The organism is Alteromonas genovensis, from assembly GCF_010500895.1.
In the GTDB taxonomy this organism is placed as follows: Bacteria; Pseudomonadota; Gammaproteobacteria; order Enterobacterales; family Alteromonadaceae; genus Alteromonas; species Alteromonas genovensis.
Genome location: NZ_JAAAWO010000008.1, coordinates 143,539 through 160,334 on the forward strand (window position 1 = coordinate 143,539; position 16,796 = coordinate 160,334).

Here is a 16,796-nt window from a genome sequence, read left to right on the forward strand (position 1 = left end):
CGATGTACGAAAATAAAAAGGTTTTAGTGTGGTTAGGTTGTGGTAACGTTGCCTCGAATTTTCTAAATATCAAGTTTAACGAATTTGACGAGGTTATATTTGTTGACGGTTTAAAGCATGTCTGTTGGGAAGTAGAATGCTTTGCGCAAGGGCTCGAATGTTCAACAACTATTCTTAATAATGTTGTGGCCGAATTTCCTGTGGACGGTACATTTTATGAAACATTAGATGGGAAATACTCTTATTTCGCAGGACAAGAAAGCAAAAAGTTTCCGCATGTCGAGACGGTAAATACGCACAAAGTTAAATCCATTGGGTTTACTGAAATTCTTAACCTTATTGAATTGACAACTTCATATGTATCAGTTATTTGCGAAATACCAAGCTTAAGCAATCGCTTTTGTCAGTTTATGCTAGACAGTTGTGACACCGATCTTGTTGAATCATTTTATCTTTCTGAGTGGAGTGAAACGAGCATAGTTTCTCTGGCAAGTGAAAATGACTCTCTGCTACGAGCTCATCACTTTATAAGAGGAGCAACTTCGAGAGACGGTGATTATTGTGTAACTAAGTATCATTTTTCAAAATATGAATTTAATTTATTCAATAAGAACGAGGAAATTCGAAGACTTCGTGAGTCCAATCAAAAGTTAAGTGAACTGCTGGAAAAAAATAGAAACGAACAGCAGTTATTGTTCGGAACAGTTAAAGAGCTTGAAGAAATAATAAATAAAAAGTTTCTGGCGTTAAATGAAAAAACAGCTCCGTTAATGGCGAGCCTGAGTGAGTTGCTACCTATAACTCAAAAAATTAATGATATTAGCGGTTCATCGGATAATCTTACAAAGACATTAGAGTCTATAGTTGAAGGCGTTGCGGCCAACGAAAATGCTATCAAAAATCACGTTAGCAGTGAAATTCAAACAAAAGTAGGCTCTCTTCAAACTATTATAACGAAGTCTCACACAAACACTTGTAAGCAAATAGAAGATTTTTTCTCGGTGAGAGATTACATTGATAATGGGAACAAACCTCTATCGTTCCATGGTTGGCCTATCAGCCCAGATGTTTCTTTAAGTATTGTTTCGCTTTTGTCTTCTGGGAGTTATTCCGGAGTCTTAGAGTTCGGTAGCGGCACTTCAACAGCCCTGATTGGAAGAGTACTAAAACGGATTGCTTCAGATTCAGTGCCTATTCCATTTTACTCCTTTGATCATAATGCCCATTATTTCGAAAAGACAAAAGAGCTGCTAACTCTTCATGAAGTATCAGATTATGTTGATTTAAATTGTTGTGAGTTAATTAAAGAAGAGCATAGTGAGGGTGTGTTTCAGTATTATGCCTGCAGGGATCATTTGCATAAGTTCGCAGAAAAATTTAAAGGAAGTGGGCATAGGTTGCTTGTTTTAGTTGATGGCCCGCCAGGGGCAACAAACTTACATGCTAGATATCCAGCGCTGCCAGTAATTATGGAAGAAATTGGTTTTGACAATTTTAGTGTGGACTTTTTGGTGGATGACTATGGAAGACGAGAAGAAAAAGAAGTTGTGGAAAAGTGGAAGAAAGACGTTGAGCAAGCGGGGTTCGAATTTACAAATGAAATAATAGCAAGTGAAAAAGGGTTTTGTATATTCAGGGTCTCATCGAATCTTTAAATCAATTCTCGTTGAGTTGTAAGTTAACGGCGAGGTTGTTAATTATTTTTCAGTTTTCTTTTAATTAAACAGTTCAACCAAGAAATACTGTTCACACAAAAAAGGTGGTAAGAATGACGCTGTTGTTTCGCGATGCTCATGAAGCGTTTTCTAGTGGAGATTTTTATAAAGCACGCGAGCTTTATGAAGCTGCAGGTAAAGTGTTCGGTGAAGATACCGTTAAATACAACTTATATCTATGCGATAAAAAGTTAAAAGAGATTAGCGAAGGTAAGACAAACATTGGCAATGGTGGCGTACCTACTAGATACCGAGCGTTTAAGTCTAAGAGCGTTGAAATACCCAAAGAACTAAAAAATTATTACAATCCGCCCAAATCTTTTCCTAAGGGCCTTGCACTTCCAGAAATTAAGGGCTTAAAAAATGATTATTCTCATTTAGAAGAACATTTGCAGGCCAGTAATGATGTAGCAGTGTCGATTGTAGTTTTAACTTATAATCGAACCGAGCCTCTTAAAAGGACACTCGCTGGTATATTGAATCAAAATTATCCAAAAGAAAACATTGAAGTTATTGTTGTAGATGATGGCGGAAAAGATAACGCAATAGATGTCGTAAGAGAATTTTCAAATAAGCTTGATGTAAAATACGTATGGCATAGAGATATTGGCTTTACTCCCGCTGCTGCTAGAAATAATGGTGTGAATGTAGCTAGAAACAACTTTATAATTTTGCTTGATGTTGATATGTATCCATCGAGAGAGTTAGTGAATGAATATGTCAAATATTCCCCCGTAATTGACAAGACAGTTCTTATTGGTCCCAGAAGATATATTGACTTAAATGACGTCAATTCGCAGTTTCTGATTGAAAATAGTTCATATGCTGAAGAATGTGATGATGTCGTCACCAATAATAAAGTAGCGGGTAAAATTTCTGGAACTAAATCGGTTGACTGGAGACTAGAGATTTTTGAAAAAACCGATATGCTTCGTAATGAGAAAGTCCCCTTTAGAGTTTTCGCCTCTGGTAACGTTGCATTTTCGCGAACACAATTTTTGAAAGTTGGTAAATTCGATGAGCGTTTTAATTCTTGGGGCTTTGAAGATACTGAGCTTGCATTTAGGTTTTTCAACGCTGGGCTCTATATGGTACCTGTGCTGCCTGCGCTTGCGCTTCATCAAGAGCCTCTTGGTGGCGAAAACGAAACAGACAGAGAGCTAGGTAAGCAGAAAAGTAAGACTCATTTCGCCGAAGTTTGCCCATACTATAGGCATTTGGTTGATAAGAAAGACAATTGGGAGGTGCCAAAGGTCTCCATCTATATTCCCGCATATAATGCTGAAAATACCATATTAGACGCAGTGGAAAGTGTTTTGAATCAAACATTCAAAGATGTTGAAGCATGTATTTGTGATGATGGTTCAACCGACGGTACCATAGCGTTGTTGGAAAAATACTACAAAAATAACTCCAGAGTTAGATGGGTTAGTCAAAAGAATGGTGGGATAGGGGCAGCATCAAATACAGCGGTAAACTTATGTAGAGGTATTTACATTGGTCAACTAGATAGTGATGATTACCTAGCTGAAGATGTAGTAGAAAAGTGCGTAGCTGAGATGGATAAAGACCTTGGGGTCGGGTTGGTTTACACTACATACGAGAATGAGTATGACGACGGTAGAATTGAGCAAGGTTATAATTACCCTGTCTATTTAAGGGAGAAACTGGTTACCGCGATGATCGCGCATCACTTTCGGATGTTCAGAAAACTGTATTGGTGCCGTACTGAAGGTTTCAACGAGCGCATCAAAAATGCAGTCGACTATGACATGTATCTAAAGCTATCAGAAGTCTGCAATGCAAAGCATCTTAATATTGTAGGCTATCGAAGAAGACTTCACGGTAACAACACTTCAATTAGAAACTTCAGTGAGCAAATGAAGAATACGGCAATTGTCGTAAACGATAGCTTAACGAGAATGGGGTTAGATGTTAAGTGTTCATTAGAGAAACACGATGGCTCAGCATTAATATTCAATGAGGTAAAAAGTGATTGATACGAAAACGAAACTCACAAGGCTATTTGCTGAGTTAAGCGACTTAGAGTTTGAAGAGCTTACTTGTGAGAGGTCCACTTCGAAAATTTTGGAATTGATTGTTCAATATGAGACAGTTATTTCTGAGCATAGTAAAAAAAGTTCCAAGGAATCTATTGGTTTCGTCAATTCGGCGAGTTCGATGTTAGGGGCTATTTGTTGGCGTATTAAGCAATCGAATGAGCGTTTTCTATCGAAAAAAACAAATAAAAATCTAAGTGATGTGAGCAGCATTCATGCACTTGTTTTCAGAGGCGGTTTGTGCAATCGATTGAGGATGATATGTTCTCTTAAGGCTTTGGCTAAAATAACAGGGGCACCGATTTATTGGGCATGGGCAGCTAATAAGGATTGTGAAGAACACATCACTTTAGAGCAGGATAATTCTTATCAGAAGATCTCGACGGTATTCGAGAGTTACATATCAGATATTAAACAAGGTCGATATAGCCTGCTTATGACAGATCCTGATCCCGCTTCAGTTCTTTTCAATAAACAAAATATAAACCTATGTGCGGACATTTCTTTTACTCAATTCAATAATATGTACAGAGAAGAGCAAACCTTATTACTAAAACAAATAAGTAATGCCTTATCGCTCGATGAATTTGTTGGCCCACTTCTTAAGCGTTTACCTAAGCAGTATCTAGCAGCGCACATTAGGCGCACTGATATGCTGGAACATTGGAACAAAACTTTTCCAGGTTACAAATATCCTAGTATAGAAGATTACAGCGATATGATTACTAGATTGGTGAGCGATGAAAGCTTTTTCGTATGTTGTGATGACCAGTCGACGGTTTCTACGCTTTATACCAAATTTGGTATTCGACTGGTCAATTATGAAGGGACGTTTAATGAAGATGCTTTCAGGCAGACATCAATGAAGCATGCTTTGATCGACCTCATTATACTGTCGCAAGCTAATCAACTGATAATTACACCGGGGTCAAGCTTCTCTGATTTTGCTTCAAATGTTGCCGAGCCTACTATGCATAAACCTCCGATGATGAAGCTGTAGGATAATGAGCCTGATAGGTATAGTAAAAAGCTCAAATTGTGGTTCTATCGTAGACAATATCGTCAAAGAGCTCTTAGAGAGAGAGGTATTTAGATTTCTTGAGGTCCAAATTTGTGAAGATGACTTAGATAAGCTCATTGATTGTGACGTGGTGATTTGTTTTGGGTTTAGACTTCACTTATCAGTGACGGAAAATATCTTTTCAAAGCTGTTACACGCCACCTCTGTCGGTTGCCACATTTTATTTTGGACGCATGAGTCTTTCTGGGATCATCAATCAAATTCTGGCTATTTTCAATTTGGACGATTTTTCCACCATATGAACTGTTATACAGGAGATGTTTTTACATCTGAAAAGTCTTTTTATTTTGGAGAATATGGTAAGTTCTGGGCAGATTCATCTAAATGCAAGGTTGAGCGTCCATCTAAAGACTTTTTATTCAATCGCTTTAACAGCGAAAAGAGAAAAAAAGTTTGTGCTTATGCTACGAGGTTTGATGATGTGTATTTTAATAACCAACCGCATTCACTTACCCAAACGCGAAATAAGCTGATTGAATATCTTCATAGTAAGGGGTGTTGTTCTGTCTTTGGTAACGGTTGGGAAAGCAAACTTGGCGTACCTATAAATAGCACTAGGTCAGGTGTAGAAAATCGTAGTTGGGGAGCTGTAAAGCTAGAAGAATCAAGCGCTTCTTTCTCTTTTTCAGTTTGTTTGGAAAATTCAGTTATCAAGCATTACGTAACAGAGAAAATATCTCACTCGTTGGAAGCTTGGTTGATACCAATTTACTGCTTTGATAACGACTTAAAAGGATTTGATACATCGGCAGCTATTAATATTAGTAAGGATATGAGCAATGCGGATTTAGAAGCAGTTTATGACACGGTCGTTAATATGGGCTTTGAAGAATATTTCGATAGACTAAGTACCCTTATTGAAAATTATAATGCTCATCTTGTATCTAGAGATAAGCTTAAAGAGCATCGCTTGCAGCCCATAATAAGAATTGAACAAAAAATTGGATACTTAATTTCGAGAATCACACTATGAAAAAAGCACTTATTACCGGTGTAACCGGCCAGGATGGCTCATATTTAGCCGAGTTTTTATTAGAGAAAGGATATGAGGTACACGGAATAAAGCGTCGTGCTTCTTCTTTTAACACTGAACGTGTCGACCATATTTTTCAAGATCCACACGTTCAAAATGCACGGTTTAAATTGCATTATGGCGATTTAACAGACTCTTCAAATCTTATCCGCATCATGAAAGAAGTGGAGCCCGATGAAGTGTATAACCTTGGTGCGCAATCACACGTTGCGGTGTCGTTTGAAGCACCGGAATACACTGCTGATGTAGACGCCATGGGCACATTGCGTTTGTTAGAAGCTATTCGCTTTTTAGGGTTTGAGAAGAAAACTAAGTTCTACCAAGCGTCTACCTCAGAGCTTTACGGTGAAGTACAAGAAATTCCTCAAAAGGAAACTACGCCATTTCACCCCCGCTCGCCTTATGCTGTAGCAAAGATGTATGCGTATTGGATAGCGGTGAATTATCGCGAGTCTTATGGCATTTATGCATGTAATGGAATTTTATTCAATCATGAATCTCCGCGAAGAGGTGAAACGTTTGTAACTCGTAAAATTACGCGCGGCATTGCTAATATAGCGCAAGGGCTAGAGTCGTGCTTGTATTTAGGTAATATGGATGCGCTTCGTGACTGGGGTCATGCGAAGGACTACGTTCGTATGCAATGGATGATGTTACAGCAGGACAACCCAGAAGATTTTGTTATTGCTACAGGTAAACAAATTTCAGTGCGTGAATTTGTTACAATGTCGGCTAAAGAAGCGGGCATAACGCTTGAATTTAGTGGTGAAGGTGTTGATGAAATTGCAACAGTTATGGGCGTGTCTGGTGATAATGCATCAGGCGTAAAAGAGGGTGATGTAATTGTCAAAGTAGACCCTCGTTACTTCCGTCCTGCCGAAGTAGAAACGCTACTTGGCGATCCTACCAAGGCAAAAGAAAAACTTGGCTGGGTACCCGAGATTTCAGTAGAAGAAATGTGTTCAGAAATGGTACAAGCGGATTTAGACAAAGCCAAGCAGCACGCACTACTTAAAAGCTCTGGTTATAACGTTTCTTTCTCGGTTGAATAAATGAAAATTTTTGTAACAGGCGGTTCAGGCATGGTAGGGCGCAATATTATTGCGCTTTCATCAAGCCAAGAACATGAAATAATTGCCCCATCTAGCAAAGAAGTAAACTTAATGAATTTCGATTCGCTATCGTCATTTATTAAAAGTGAACGCCCAGATGCAATCATTCATTGTGCTGGGCTTGTTGGCGGTATTCAGGCAAACATTAAAAGCCCTTTTGATTTTGCACATATTAATTCACTTCTTGGGCTTAATGTAATAAAAGCTGCGTTGGACAATAATGTTGAGAAGGTTTTGAACCTCGGTAGTTCGTGTATGTACCCCCGCGATGCTGTAAACCCGTTGAATGAAACCGATATTCTTAAAGGTGAGCTAGAACCTACTAACGAAGGCTACGCAATTGCAAAAGTGCTTACTGCTCGTTTGTGTGACTACGCTAATCTACAATATGGCACGAATTACAAAACAGTAATACCGTGTAATCTTTATGGGTATTGGGATAAATTCGATCCCAACCATTCACATATGATCCCTGCGGTTATACGCAAAATACATGAAGCAAAAGTTGCCGGTGCTGATTCAGTTGAGATTTGGGGTGATGGAAAAACGCGAAGAGAATTCATGTTCGCAGAAGATTTGGCTGACTTTTGCCTATTCGCATTGAGCAAATTTGATGCATTAGAGCAACTAACGAATGTTGGTCTAGGCTTCGATTATTCTATTTCAGACTACTACTCGGCTATTGCTGAACTGGTTGGTTTTGAAGGGGAGTTTACATACGACCTGTCGAAACCTGCAGGGATGAAGCAAAAGCTTGTATCGGTTGAAAGGTTAAAACAACTAGGCTGGAGTGCGAAGCATTCGTTAACGCAAGGCTTAGAGAAAACATATCAATTTTATTTGAAGGAGCATTGTTAATGTCACTGCCTCTAGCAACATCCACATGGGATGATAAAGAGATTGCTGCACTAAATTCTGTAATTGAAAGTGGCATGTTTAGCATGGGTAAACACGTCGCAGAGTTTGAGGCTGAGTTTGCAGAGTTTGTTGGTTCTAAGTATAGCGTAATGGTGAACTCTGGCTCTTCCGCAAACTTACTCGCTGTTGCTGCGTTGTTTTTCAAAAAAGAAGGAAAGCTAAAAGCGGGCGACGAGGTTATCGTACCAGCAGTTAGCTGGTCTACAACCTATTACCCTCTTCAGCAATACGGTTTGAAATTAAAGTTTGTTGACATTGATAAAGACACGCTTAACTTAGACCTAACGCAACTTGAAAGTGCAATTACAGAAAAAACGAAGGCAATATTTGCTGTTAATCTGTTGGGTAACCCAATTGATTATAAAAAAGTAGAGCCGATGATTGAAGGTAAAGATATCTATCTTTTAGAAGATAACTGTGAATCTCTAGGCGCTACCTTGGAAAGCAAGCATGCGGGCACCTTCGGAGTAATGGGTACTTTCAGCTCTTTCTTTAGTCACCATATTTCAACGATGGAAGGCGGCTTAATTGCCACAGATGACGAAGAAATTTATCATATCTTACTTTCTATCCGTTCGCATGGGTGGACTCGTCATTTACCTAAAGACAACAAAGTTGTAGAAAAAAGCGATGATCCATTTCATGAATCATTTAGATTTGTTTTGCCAGGCTACAATGTTCGGCCCTTGGATATGTCTGGGGCATTAGGTAAAGAGCAACTCAAAAAGCTACCGGGAATCATAAACGGGCGTCGTGAAAACGCTAAATCTTTTGTTGATATTTTTTCTAAAATTGATGGAATTAGTATTCAGAAAGAAACCGGTAATAGCAGTTGGTTTGGATTCGCTATTATCTGCGATGCAGGTAGTGAAATGAGGGACAAAGTGGTTGCAGCTCTTACCGCTGAAGATATTGTTTGTAGGCCAATCGTAGCTGGAGATTTTACAAAGAACGAGGTTATGAGTTACTTTGACTACGAGCTGCATGGTGAAATGAAAAATGCATCTGTAATAGATAATTCAGGCTTTTTTATAGGAAATCACCATTATGATGTGAAAGATAAACTAACATCAGTGGCAAAAATTATTGAGCAAACGTTAAAGTCATAATTATTATGAACTAGCCAACAAAAAGCAGCGCTTTCGCGCTGCTTTTTCATATTGTAATTCCCAAATAAATTTATGAGCTTTTTGAGTCAAAAAACATTCACAAACATCATAGCCGCAACCCCTTTGGTGTCTATCGACTTACTAGTTGAAAACACAGAAGGACAGATATTGTTGGGCTATAGAAACAACCGGCCTGCAAAAGGCTACTGGTTTGTGCCAGGTGGGCGTATTTTAAAAGATGAGTCTATGGATAGCGCATTTAAGCGCCTAACGTTAGCCGAACTTGGGGTAGTACTTGAACGTCAACAGGCTGAGTTTTTAGGCCCTTATGAGCACTTTTATAACGACTATGTTTTTGGTGAAGGAGTGACTACTCATTACGTGGTATTAGGTTATAAATTATTGTGTGACATTGATATTTCGAGATTACCCATGGTGCAGCATAATCAATATAAGTGGTTCGATAAGCCTAGCATGTTGGTAAACGATAAAGTACATCAGCATAGTAAATGGTATTTACAAGCTTGATGGGGTTTGGCGTTACTAATAGGTATCCATTTTAAATTGCTCGAAAAGCTCGTAAGTTCCAAATTGAAGAGAGTTGGCCACAGCCATCTTGTAAATTTCTCATTCATAATGCATTGTTTGTTATAATATTGTTGATAACAAGCGAGCTTCGAAATGGTTTATTTTCCATGCACTAGCCACGAAAATTAGTAGAAATGATTAAAATAATTTTAAATTCAAAAGAAAGTGCTTCATTTTCAAAGAGGCTGCGCGAGGAAGTCTTAGCGTTGATACAAAGTCAAGGCTTAGGGGATGTGGAGTTTGGAATTGATGATCAGCCCCAAGAGTCATTCGATAACCCCGGGCCAGCATGTTCTTTGACTAGAGAGTTGTTACTCGATAATTTAGCTGAGCTTCAAAGTGATGCGCTAGTGCTTGAAGAGCAATTGAATTCCTCTAAAGAGCGAAATTGCTATTTAGAAGAAAAAATAAATTGGCTTAGAGGTAAATCAGGTGAAGGCGATTTTGTAGCTGTAAAAGTGAAGGGCGGCGCTAGCCTTCTGAGCGGCGCTGGGGATACGCATTCCGTGCTAGCGCAAGTGATTAACAAAATGGATTCGAATGCACGTGGAAAATCTGCCTTGTCATTTTCGCTGTCTAAGCGAGCTAGAAGAGACAAAGCTTTAATTTCCAAAAGTGAGTATTTTGATGAGGCGTATGTCGTTGGTGAGTTACAAAAGCTTGGGCTAAAAGTAAAAGAACCATTAGATTTTTTCGTTTCTTTCGGGGCTGAACTTGAGATTTCGCCCTCTGAAAAATTTGATACAACGTCCTACTTAGCTATGAACCCTGATGTAAAAGAATCGGGTATCAACCCTCTTCTTCACTACATAAAACACGGCAAAGCGGAAGGCCGAGTTCTTATCTAGTAAAGTTAGAACACTCTTTCATCAAGCATTCTACATACAATAAACCATGGAGATAACTTAGTGGTTAACGACGTGCTGCTCTCAGCCAATAAAGCTTTTTCGGAACAGAACTTTAGTAAAGCATTAGCGCTCTACGAAAAGTGCTTTCCATCGAATGTGAAAGAGCTCGCAGGTATATTGCGTGACAAACCTATTTTAAAACATGTTTATAGAAATTATCTATATTCGTTAGGGTGCGAGGAAAGTGTAGATAAAATTGAACGGCTAATGTATGAATATAAAGCCGCAGACCCGCAAGATAAAATAGTTACCGCTACGAAAGAATTACCAAGGCTTGATAATCGTCAGGTATCTCCGCTTTTAAGCATAATCGTACCTATTCATAACTCTGGTCAATATCTAGATTTCTGTATTCAATCTATACGTGAACAAGAATTTGCTGATTTTGAGCTAATTTTAATTAACGATGGGTCGACAGATTCCTCGGCGGAGATAATCGAGCGCCACGCTTTACAAGACTCTCGAATCAAAGTGCTAACTAACTCTCAGGCTTCAGGAAACCCCGGTACCCCAAGAAATCAGGCGCTGACTATAGCAAGAGGCGTATATGTTGGGTTTGTAGACAGCGATGACTGGATCAATAGAGATTTTTACTCAGAATTAATGAGTATGGCGCTAGAGAGTAATGCCGATATCGCTTTTTCTGGTGGGTTTAATAATCATGAAGCGAGCGGAAGAGTAAGTAAGCGAATATATAAAGCTGAAGGGTTTGACGACCCGAATAGTTCAAGGTTTAAAACTCATGACAGCTTCATGATTTGGGATAAAGTGTTCAAGCGTTCAATGTTGGAAATGTTTAACATCCGCTTAGGCGAGACTAAAGCCGCTGTCGATGTGCCTTTCGTATTCGCAGCTTATTATTATGCTTCAAATGTTGTTTTTAACGATGACTTTATTGGCTACAACTACAGGCGCGAGTCTGAGTCATCAGTAACTGTGGCACACCGTAAGAATTCAAATTGTGAATTTGAATTTCAGGCTTTTTCTAATGTAAGAGCGTGGGCGAATAGCAATGGTATTGCCGATTATTACTTCGCCACCATAGATATAAAGCTTGTTAGTTCGCTCATGTATACGCTTAAAATGGTGAGTGATGAATATTTTGATGGAGTATTCGACAAGGTAAAAGCACTGTTTGCAGACGTTGACCCTAATTCTTTCAAAGACTACTGTGTTCAAAATCAAAAGTGGTGGTTGTTTAAAGAGTTTTTGAAGGTTCGGGATCATAGCTCAGACGTTGTGAAAGCTTACTTGTTAGAAAAAGAGCATGCAGCGAAAGCGAAAACTATAGAGCAACTAATTACACCGCGCTATCAACTTGAGGGCGAAAGAGCTGGTATATTATTCTTTCCTTGTTGGTTAACAAACAACCCATATCAAAAGCTACTTTACAAAGCGATAAATGAGCACTTTAACCTAGCTATTGAGGGGTACGATCAAAAAGGGCTTCGTAAAGAGCTGATCGACAAAAAGAAAGGTGAATTTAAATACATTCACCTTCACTGGTTACATAATTTCTTTGATTTTGAGGACTCCTCCGTTCTGGATAATACCCTAGAGTCACTTAAATACGCTAAGCAAAACGGCTTTGAGATTATATATACAGCTCACAATATTTGCTCGCACGACTCAGAGAACGCGGGAGACGAGAAACGTTACCGAGAGCAGATTCTTTCTTTGGTTGACCACTCTCTAGCACACGGCGAACTGGCAAAACAGCGGCTAATTTCAGAGTTTAATGTTGCCGCAGAAAGTATTGAAGTTGTTCCTCATGGTACGTATGGTGATTTCTACGGCGAGAAGCTTGATAAAAACCAAGCAAAAGAGAAGTTCGGTATTCCAGCTAAGTCTACTGTTTTCCTGTTTTTTGGAAATATAAAGGGTTACAAAGGAATATTTAATCTTCTGTCGCGTTTCCAGAGTCTTCGTGAAAAGCGTGATGATGTCTACCTGATAATTGCTGGGCGAGTACTAGACCAAGACCTTATGCCAGAATTAACTGAACAGACGAGTGACGCGAACATTTTGTTTAGACCAGGCTTCGTTCAGAATGACGAAGTTATAGATTACTTTTCTAGTGCTGACTTATGCGTTTTACCGTACGAGCAGGTACTGACGTCTGGAGCTGCGATGCTTAGTGTAACAATGCGTTGCCCAGTTCTCGCTCCGTCTATAGGTATTCTTCCGGAAGTGATCACTCCTGAAATTGGTCTCTTGTTTGATTCATTTGAGAATATGCAAGATCAAATGGAAAGGGTGGCTAGTGGGGGAGTGAGCCTTTCTCAGGATCAACAATTTGATAAAGCGCTAGACAGTTATGATTGGACAAACTTGGTTAAAAGAATCAGTTTTCTTCGTAGATAATAGTCACTAGGTCGTTATAGGAATACGGTATTAAAAAATGGAAAAAATTGATTTAGCAGTAGTTTTCTACGAAAAAGAAATAAGTATTTTAAGCTTACTTGCAAAGTCTATAGAACTTTACTGCGAACCAAGTTTGGTTGATAACATTTACTTCATTAACAACGCTTCAAACCCAACTAAGGGCCGACAGGCATTTGAAGAAGTTATTTTACCACTTTTCAAAAATTTCAAAGATGCTATTTGTTTAGTAGATGCTGCAACACTTGGGGTTAACCATAGTGAAGGGGCCGACCCTTATGTGGCTCAACAGGCTTTAAAACTGTCAGCTGCTGCGCTGTCGGACAAAAATTATTATTTAGTATTAGATGCTAAAAATCATTTTATTAGAAAACTAAGACGAAATGACCTATTTACTGAAAGCGGCAAGCCAATTTCCCATCTTCAGATTCACGGCGGTTATTTAAAAACTTGCCTAGAGGAGTCTTGCAAATACTTTGATGTAGATGTTGATACTGCAAAGCAAGTGTTACCCACTGTGACACCTTATTTAATGATAACCTCTTTAGTTAGAGACTTGTTAGAGGAAGTCAAAAAGCGAGAGGGTACAGGTATTTATGAACTCATTCTCAAGAATAATAAGCTAACAGAGTTTCTACTCTACTTTTCTTACTTGACGTATCGCGGAGGGAAATCGCACTTTTACGGTTTTGAGCCAAAGCCATACGCTACATTGTTTACAAAGTGGCCAGAGACTGACGAAGATATTAAAAGAGTATTAGATAGCACTTCGAATGACAGTGTTTGGACGTTTTCTGTCCACAGTAAGCGTTTCCAGCAATTAAAAAGTAATGAGATTGACTTCATTTCTAACCTATGGGTAGAACGCAGACTATTTGAAAAGAAAGATAGTGCTAAAAAATTTATTGAGCTTCAAGCCAAGCCTCCCTCTAGCCCGTCTCGAGAAATAACTAATGCTGCAGGGGATGGCAAGGTAGTAGAGGGCAGAAATAAGCGCCTGTTTATTGCTAACGACTCTAATGAAGTTATAAGGCAACATCGTGGCGAAAAGCTTCTAAATAGTTCTCAAGTTAAAGCTTGGAGAAGAATTATTGAAACAAGGCATGCATTCTGTGCGGCGAAAGGAATAGCTTATAGGCTGATGGTAGTTCCTGATGCACATGCAGTACACAAAGACGATTTACCTCAGTTAGACAATATCAATGCTACGCGACCAATAAAACAAATTATTTCTGAAGTGTATGACCATTCATACATTAGCTACCCGCTTCAAGACCTAGTTGATGCAACTACAAAGGGGGAGTCTTACCATCCTGTCGATTCTCACTACACAGCATATGGTGCATATGTTTGTTACAAAAGAATTATGAGAGACCTGAGGATTAATATCCCCACACTAACCGAGAATGAAGTTGAGCTAATTAATAAAAAAGGCACGGGTGACTTAGGCGAGAAGTTTGAACCACATCGTACGGCTGAATATACCGAATGTGTGGTGAAGCAGGGGAGTGCTAAAAAGGTTTGGAATAACGGCGTAACAAATCGAGGTCACATGTCTGTCTGGGTGAATGCAAACACCTCGTTACCAACTTGCGTTTTATTTACTGATTCTTATGGTTGGAAGATTCAACGATTTTTGGCTGAGTCTTTTAGTAAGCTTTTTATTATTCACAGCCCGTTGTTAGAGCATGAAGCAATAGATGTCCTAAAGCCAGATGTTGTGGTTTCTCTCATGGCAGAGCGCTTTTTGATTTATACGCCTAAAGATATTTTTGATAAGTCTGCAATGCAATTTGCCGATGAGAAGGGCGGAGATGTTAAGTCTTATAAAGAAATTCTCTCTGTCTCAAATGTTCATGTCTAAATCCATTTTCTCGTTTATAAGGCTGTTCCGAATGGAACAGCTCATTAAACGAAGCAACTTATTTAATGTTCCATATTATAAACGCCGTTATGATCTAAGCCCTGGTACAAATGCTATTCGCCATTACCTAATAAAGGGTGCAGATGCTGACAACTTCCCAAACGAATGGTTTGATACAGCTTGGTATAAAGTTAACTATGATGACGTGGCTTTAAGCGGTGTTAACCCTTTTGTTCACTATATTCAACATGGTCGTGAGGAAGGGCGAGCAACAAATAGAATGCAGTTTCATTCGCAGGAAATAAATGGATTGGGGGCAGATAAAGAGCACATAGTGCAAATGTTGTGGCGGGGATTTTCTAAGTACTCGCTGAAGCAACTCAAAAGCCTTTATTCAAATGCTTCAACAACTGAAAGCGTAAAATATTCTGCAATTTGGCATACTGCTAGATGGTTCTATTTTTTAGGGCAGTTTGAAAAGGCGCTAAGCATTTCTCGACTCGCCATTGAAGAACTCGATTTTAAAGTGTTTGGAAAAAGCGGCGTCCTTATGCATGCTTTTTGTCTGCAAAAAAACGGTGAAAATTTCAAATCAGAGGCGTTTATACGAAGGTACTATCAAGGCGATAATCTCGACGAAGATATACTTTTAGCATTAACTAACTGCGCTGGTTCTCCTTATAAAAAGCTCTCTCTTCTCAATCAAATTTATCACCAGCATGGTTTAGTTGGCTTGAGTCTAAGTGATAGTTATGAAGAACTTTCATTGGAAGGTTTGAGTGCTGAAAAAGGGTTGGTTGAGTACGAAAATGGCGCGCTTGTTAGCGTGATTGTCCCCTGCTTTAATGCAGAACAAACAATAAAAACTGCTTTAGGCTCACTTGTTGCGCAATCATGGAAAAACCTAGAAATTATTGTAGTTGATGACTGTAGTACAGATAAAACAGCTTTAGTAGTAGAAAAGCTGGCAGCAGTTTATCCACAGATAACGTTAATAAAACAAACAAAAAATAGCGGTGCTTACAGCGCAAGGAATGTGGGGCTTGCTACTGCTAACGGAAGTTTTATAACCACGCACGATGCGGACGATTGGTCTCATCCTCAAAAAATACAGTTACAGGTTGAGTACCTTTTTAAGAATAAACCTGTGGTTGGTGTTTGTACTCAATGGGTTAGGGCTACCTCTAAGCTCAATTTTGAACACAATTGGAGACTAAATCCTAGATTAATTCATTGGTCTCATTCTTCTTTTCTATTTCGACGAGGAGTCTTTGAGGAGCTAGGCTACTGGGATTCTGTTTTAGCCGGTGGCGATACGGAGTATCTTTGGCGAGTTGAGTCGCACTTTGGGTTCAACTCGGTAAAAAAAATTCATTCAGAAGTGCCTTTAGCGTTTGCTTTAGATGATGAAAAATCACTGACGCGAAATAATGCCACGCATATCAAAACAATGTATCACGGCATGCGGCATATTTATCGAAGTGCTTGCCAGTGGTGGCATTCCCAGGATGACGCTAACCTGTACATGGCGCTAAAGGAAAATCGCAAGTTCCCCGCTCCTCCTACTATGATTTCTAAAAACAATAACAATATGTCTGGCGATGTAGTGTTTATTAGTGATTTCTGTGACGGTAGGCAATCGGCCGAAGCGTATGAAGTCATCGCCGCTTTAGTGCGAGATGGAAAAAAAGTTTTTTTGTATCATTTACCAAGACCCCACGAAAAGCAAGGTCAACTATCCAGCTTCTTTTTCGAACTATTGTTGAACAGTAACGTTAATGCATGTGTGTACGGCATGTCTTTGTCTATTGAATGCGTATGCGTATTAGACCCTCAGCTACTTCTTGAAAATCAAGAGGAATTAGCAACACTCGATTCATGTAAGCTATTTATCTGTGCCAAAAATGAGCAGTGCTTCCATACTGAAAAAGCTAGAAATTTAGTGATCCCGAGTAAACTGCTAGAAGTCGTTATAATAGAAAATTTAGATACTCTATCGGAGTATTTAGCTGATAAGAAATTGTAG

Annotated in this window: 12 protein-coding genes; all 12 read left to right on the forward strand. The window is 39.1% G+C overall.

Annotated elements, in window-relative coordinates:
- Positions 1 to 2 precede the first annotated feature (2 nt).
- The 12 genes from GTQ48_RS11950 (at position 3) to GTQ48_RS12005 (ending at position 16,796) form a co-directional block, all read left to right on the forward strand.
- Entirely contained in the window at positions 3 to 1,655 is a 1,653-nt protein-coding gene (locus GTQ48_RS11950) for a hypothetical protein (protein ID WP_163106896.1), read from the forward strand.
- Between the two features lie 113 nt (positions 1,656 to 1,768).
- A complete protein-coding gene (locus GTQ48_RS11955) occupies positions 1,769 to 3,715 on the forward strand; it encodes a glycosyltransferase family 2 protein (protein WP_163106897.1) in 1,947 nt (648 codons plus the stop codon).
- Positions 3,708 to 4,775, forward strand: coding sequence for an O-fucosyltransferase family protein (locus GTQ48_RS17910; RefSeq protein WP_163106898.1), 1,068 nt, complete (start codon positions 3,708 to 3,710; stop codon positions 4,773 to 4,775). Before GTQ48_RS11955 ends, GTQ48_RS17910 begins: the two co-directional genes overlap by 8 nt.
- Before the next feature lie 4 nt (positions 4,776 to 4,779).
- Positions 4,780 to 5,829 (forward strand): glycosyltransferase family 10 domain-containing protein, encoded by a 1,050-nt coding sequence (locus GTQ48_RS11965; RefSeq protein WP_163106899.1) that lies wholly within the window; start codon positions 4,780 to 4,782, stop codon positions 5,827 to 5,829.
- Entirely contained in the window at positions 5,826 to 6,941 is a 1,116-nt protein-coding gene (gmd, locus tag GTQ48_RS11970; protein ID WP_163106900.1) for a GDP-mannose 4,6-dehydratase, read from the forward strand. The genes GTQ48_RS11965 and gmd overlap by 4 nt, the downstream gene beginning before the upstream one ends.
- On the forward strand, positions 6,942 to 7,859 hold the full coding sequence (locus GTQ48_RS11975; RefSeq protein ID WP_163106901.1) for a GDP-L-fucose synthase family protein: 918 nt from the start codon (positions 6,942 to 6,944) through the stop codon (positions 7,857 to 7,859).
- Positions 7,859 to 9,028, forward strand: coding sequence for a DegT/DnrJ/EryC1/StrS family aminotransferase (locus GTQ48_RS11980; protein ID WP_163106902.1), 1,170 nt, complete (start codon positions 7,859 to 7,861; stop codon positions 9,026 to 9,028). The genes GTQ48_RS11975 and GTQ48_RS11980 overlap by 1 nt, the downstream gene beginning before the upstream one ends.
- A 72-nt stretch (positions 9,029 to 9,100) precedes the next feature.
- Positions 9,101 to 9,556, forward strand: coding sequence for a GDP-mannose mannosyl hydrolase (locus GTQ48_RS11985; RefSeq protein WP_163106903.1), 456 nt, complete (start codon positions 9,101 to 9,103; stop codon positions 9,554 to 9,556).
- A gap of 266 nt (positions 9,557 to 9,822) precedes the next feature.
- Positions 9,823 to 10,464, forward strand: a complete 642-nt coding sequence (locus GTQ48_RS11990; RefSeq protein ID WP_239060096.1) for a glycosyl transferase family 1 — start codon at positions 9,823 to 9,825, stop codon at positions 10,462 to 10,464.
- A gap of 60 nt (positions 10,465 to 10,524) precedes the next feature.
- A complete protein-coding gene (locus GTQ48_RS11995) occupies positions 10,525 to 12,888 on the forward strand; it encodes a glycosyltransferase (RefSeq protein WP_163106905.1) in 2,364 nt (787 codons plus the stop codon).
- 37 nt (positions 12,889 to 12,925) lie between these two features.
- The gene (locus GTQ48_RS12000) at positions 12,926 to 14,770 is read left to right on the forward strand and encodes a DUF6492 family protein (protein WP_163106906.1); all 1,845 of its coding nucleotides are present in this window, start codon (positions 12,926 to 12,928) and stop codon (positions 14,768 to 14,770) included.
- Positions 14,679 to 16,796, forward strand: coding sequence for a glycosyltransferase family 2 protein (locus GTQ48_RS12005; RefSeq protein WP_239060097.1), 2,118 nt, complete (start codon positions 14,679 to 14,681; stop codon positions 16,794 to 16,796). Before GTQ48_RS12000 ends, GTQ48_RS12005 begins: the two co-directional genes overlap by 92 nt.

Excerpts from the sequence above, each read along its gene's own strand:
- GTQ48_RS11950 (WP_163106896.1), top strand. The coding sequence starts at position 3 with ATGTACGAAAATAAAAAGGTTTTAGTGTGGTTAGGTTGTGGTAACGTT.
- GTQ48_RS11955 (WP_163106897.1), top strand. The coding sequence starts at position 1,769 with ATGACGCTGTTGTTTCGCGATGCTCATGAAGCGTTTTCTAGTGGAGAT.
- GTQ48_RS11965 (WP_163106899.1), top strand. The coding sequence starts at position 4,780 with ATGAGCCTGATAGGTATAGTAAAAAGCTCAAATTGTGGTTCTATCGTA.
- gmd (WP_163106900.1), top strand. The coding sequence starts at position 5,826 with ATGAAAAAAGCACTTATTACCGGTGTAACCGGCCAGGATGGCTCATAT.
- GTQ48_RS11975 (WP_163106901.1), top strand. The coding sequence starts at position 6,942 with ATGAAAATTTTTGTAACAGGCGGTTCAGGCATGGTAGGGCGCAATATT.
- GTQ48_RS11980 (WP_163106902.1), top strand. The coding sequence starts at position 7,859 with ATGTCACTGCCTCTAGCAACATCCACATGGGATGATAAAGAGATTGCT.
- GTQ48_RS11985 (WP_163106903.1), top strand. The coding sequence starts at position 9,101 with ATGAGCTTTTTGAGTCAAAAAACATTCACAAACATCATAGCCGCAACC.
- GTQ48_RS12000 (WP_163106906.1), top strand. The coding sequence starts at position 12,926 with ATGGAAAAAATTGATTTAGCAGTAGTTTTCTACGAAAAAGAAATAAGT.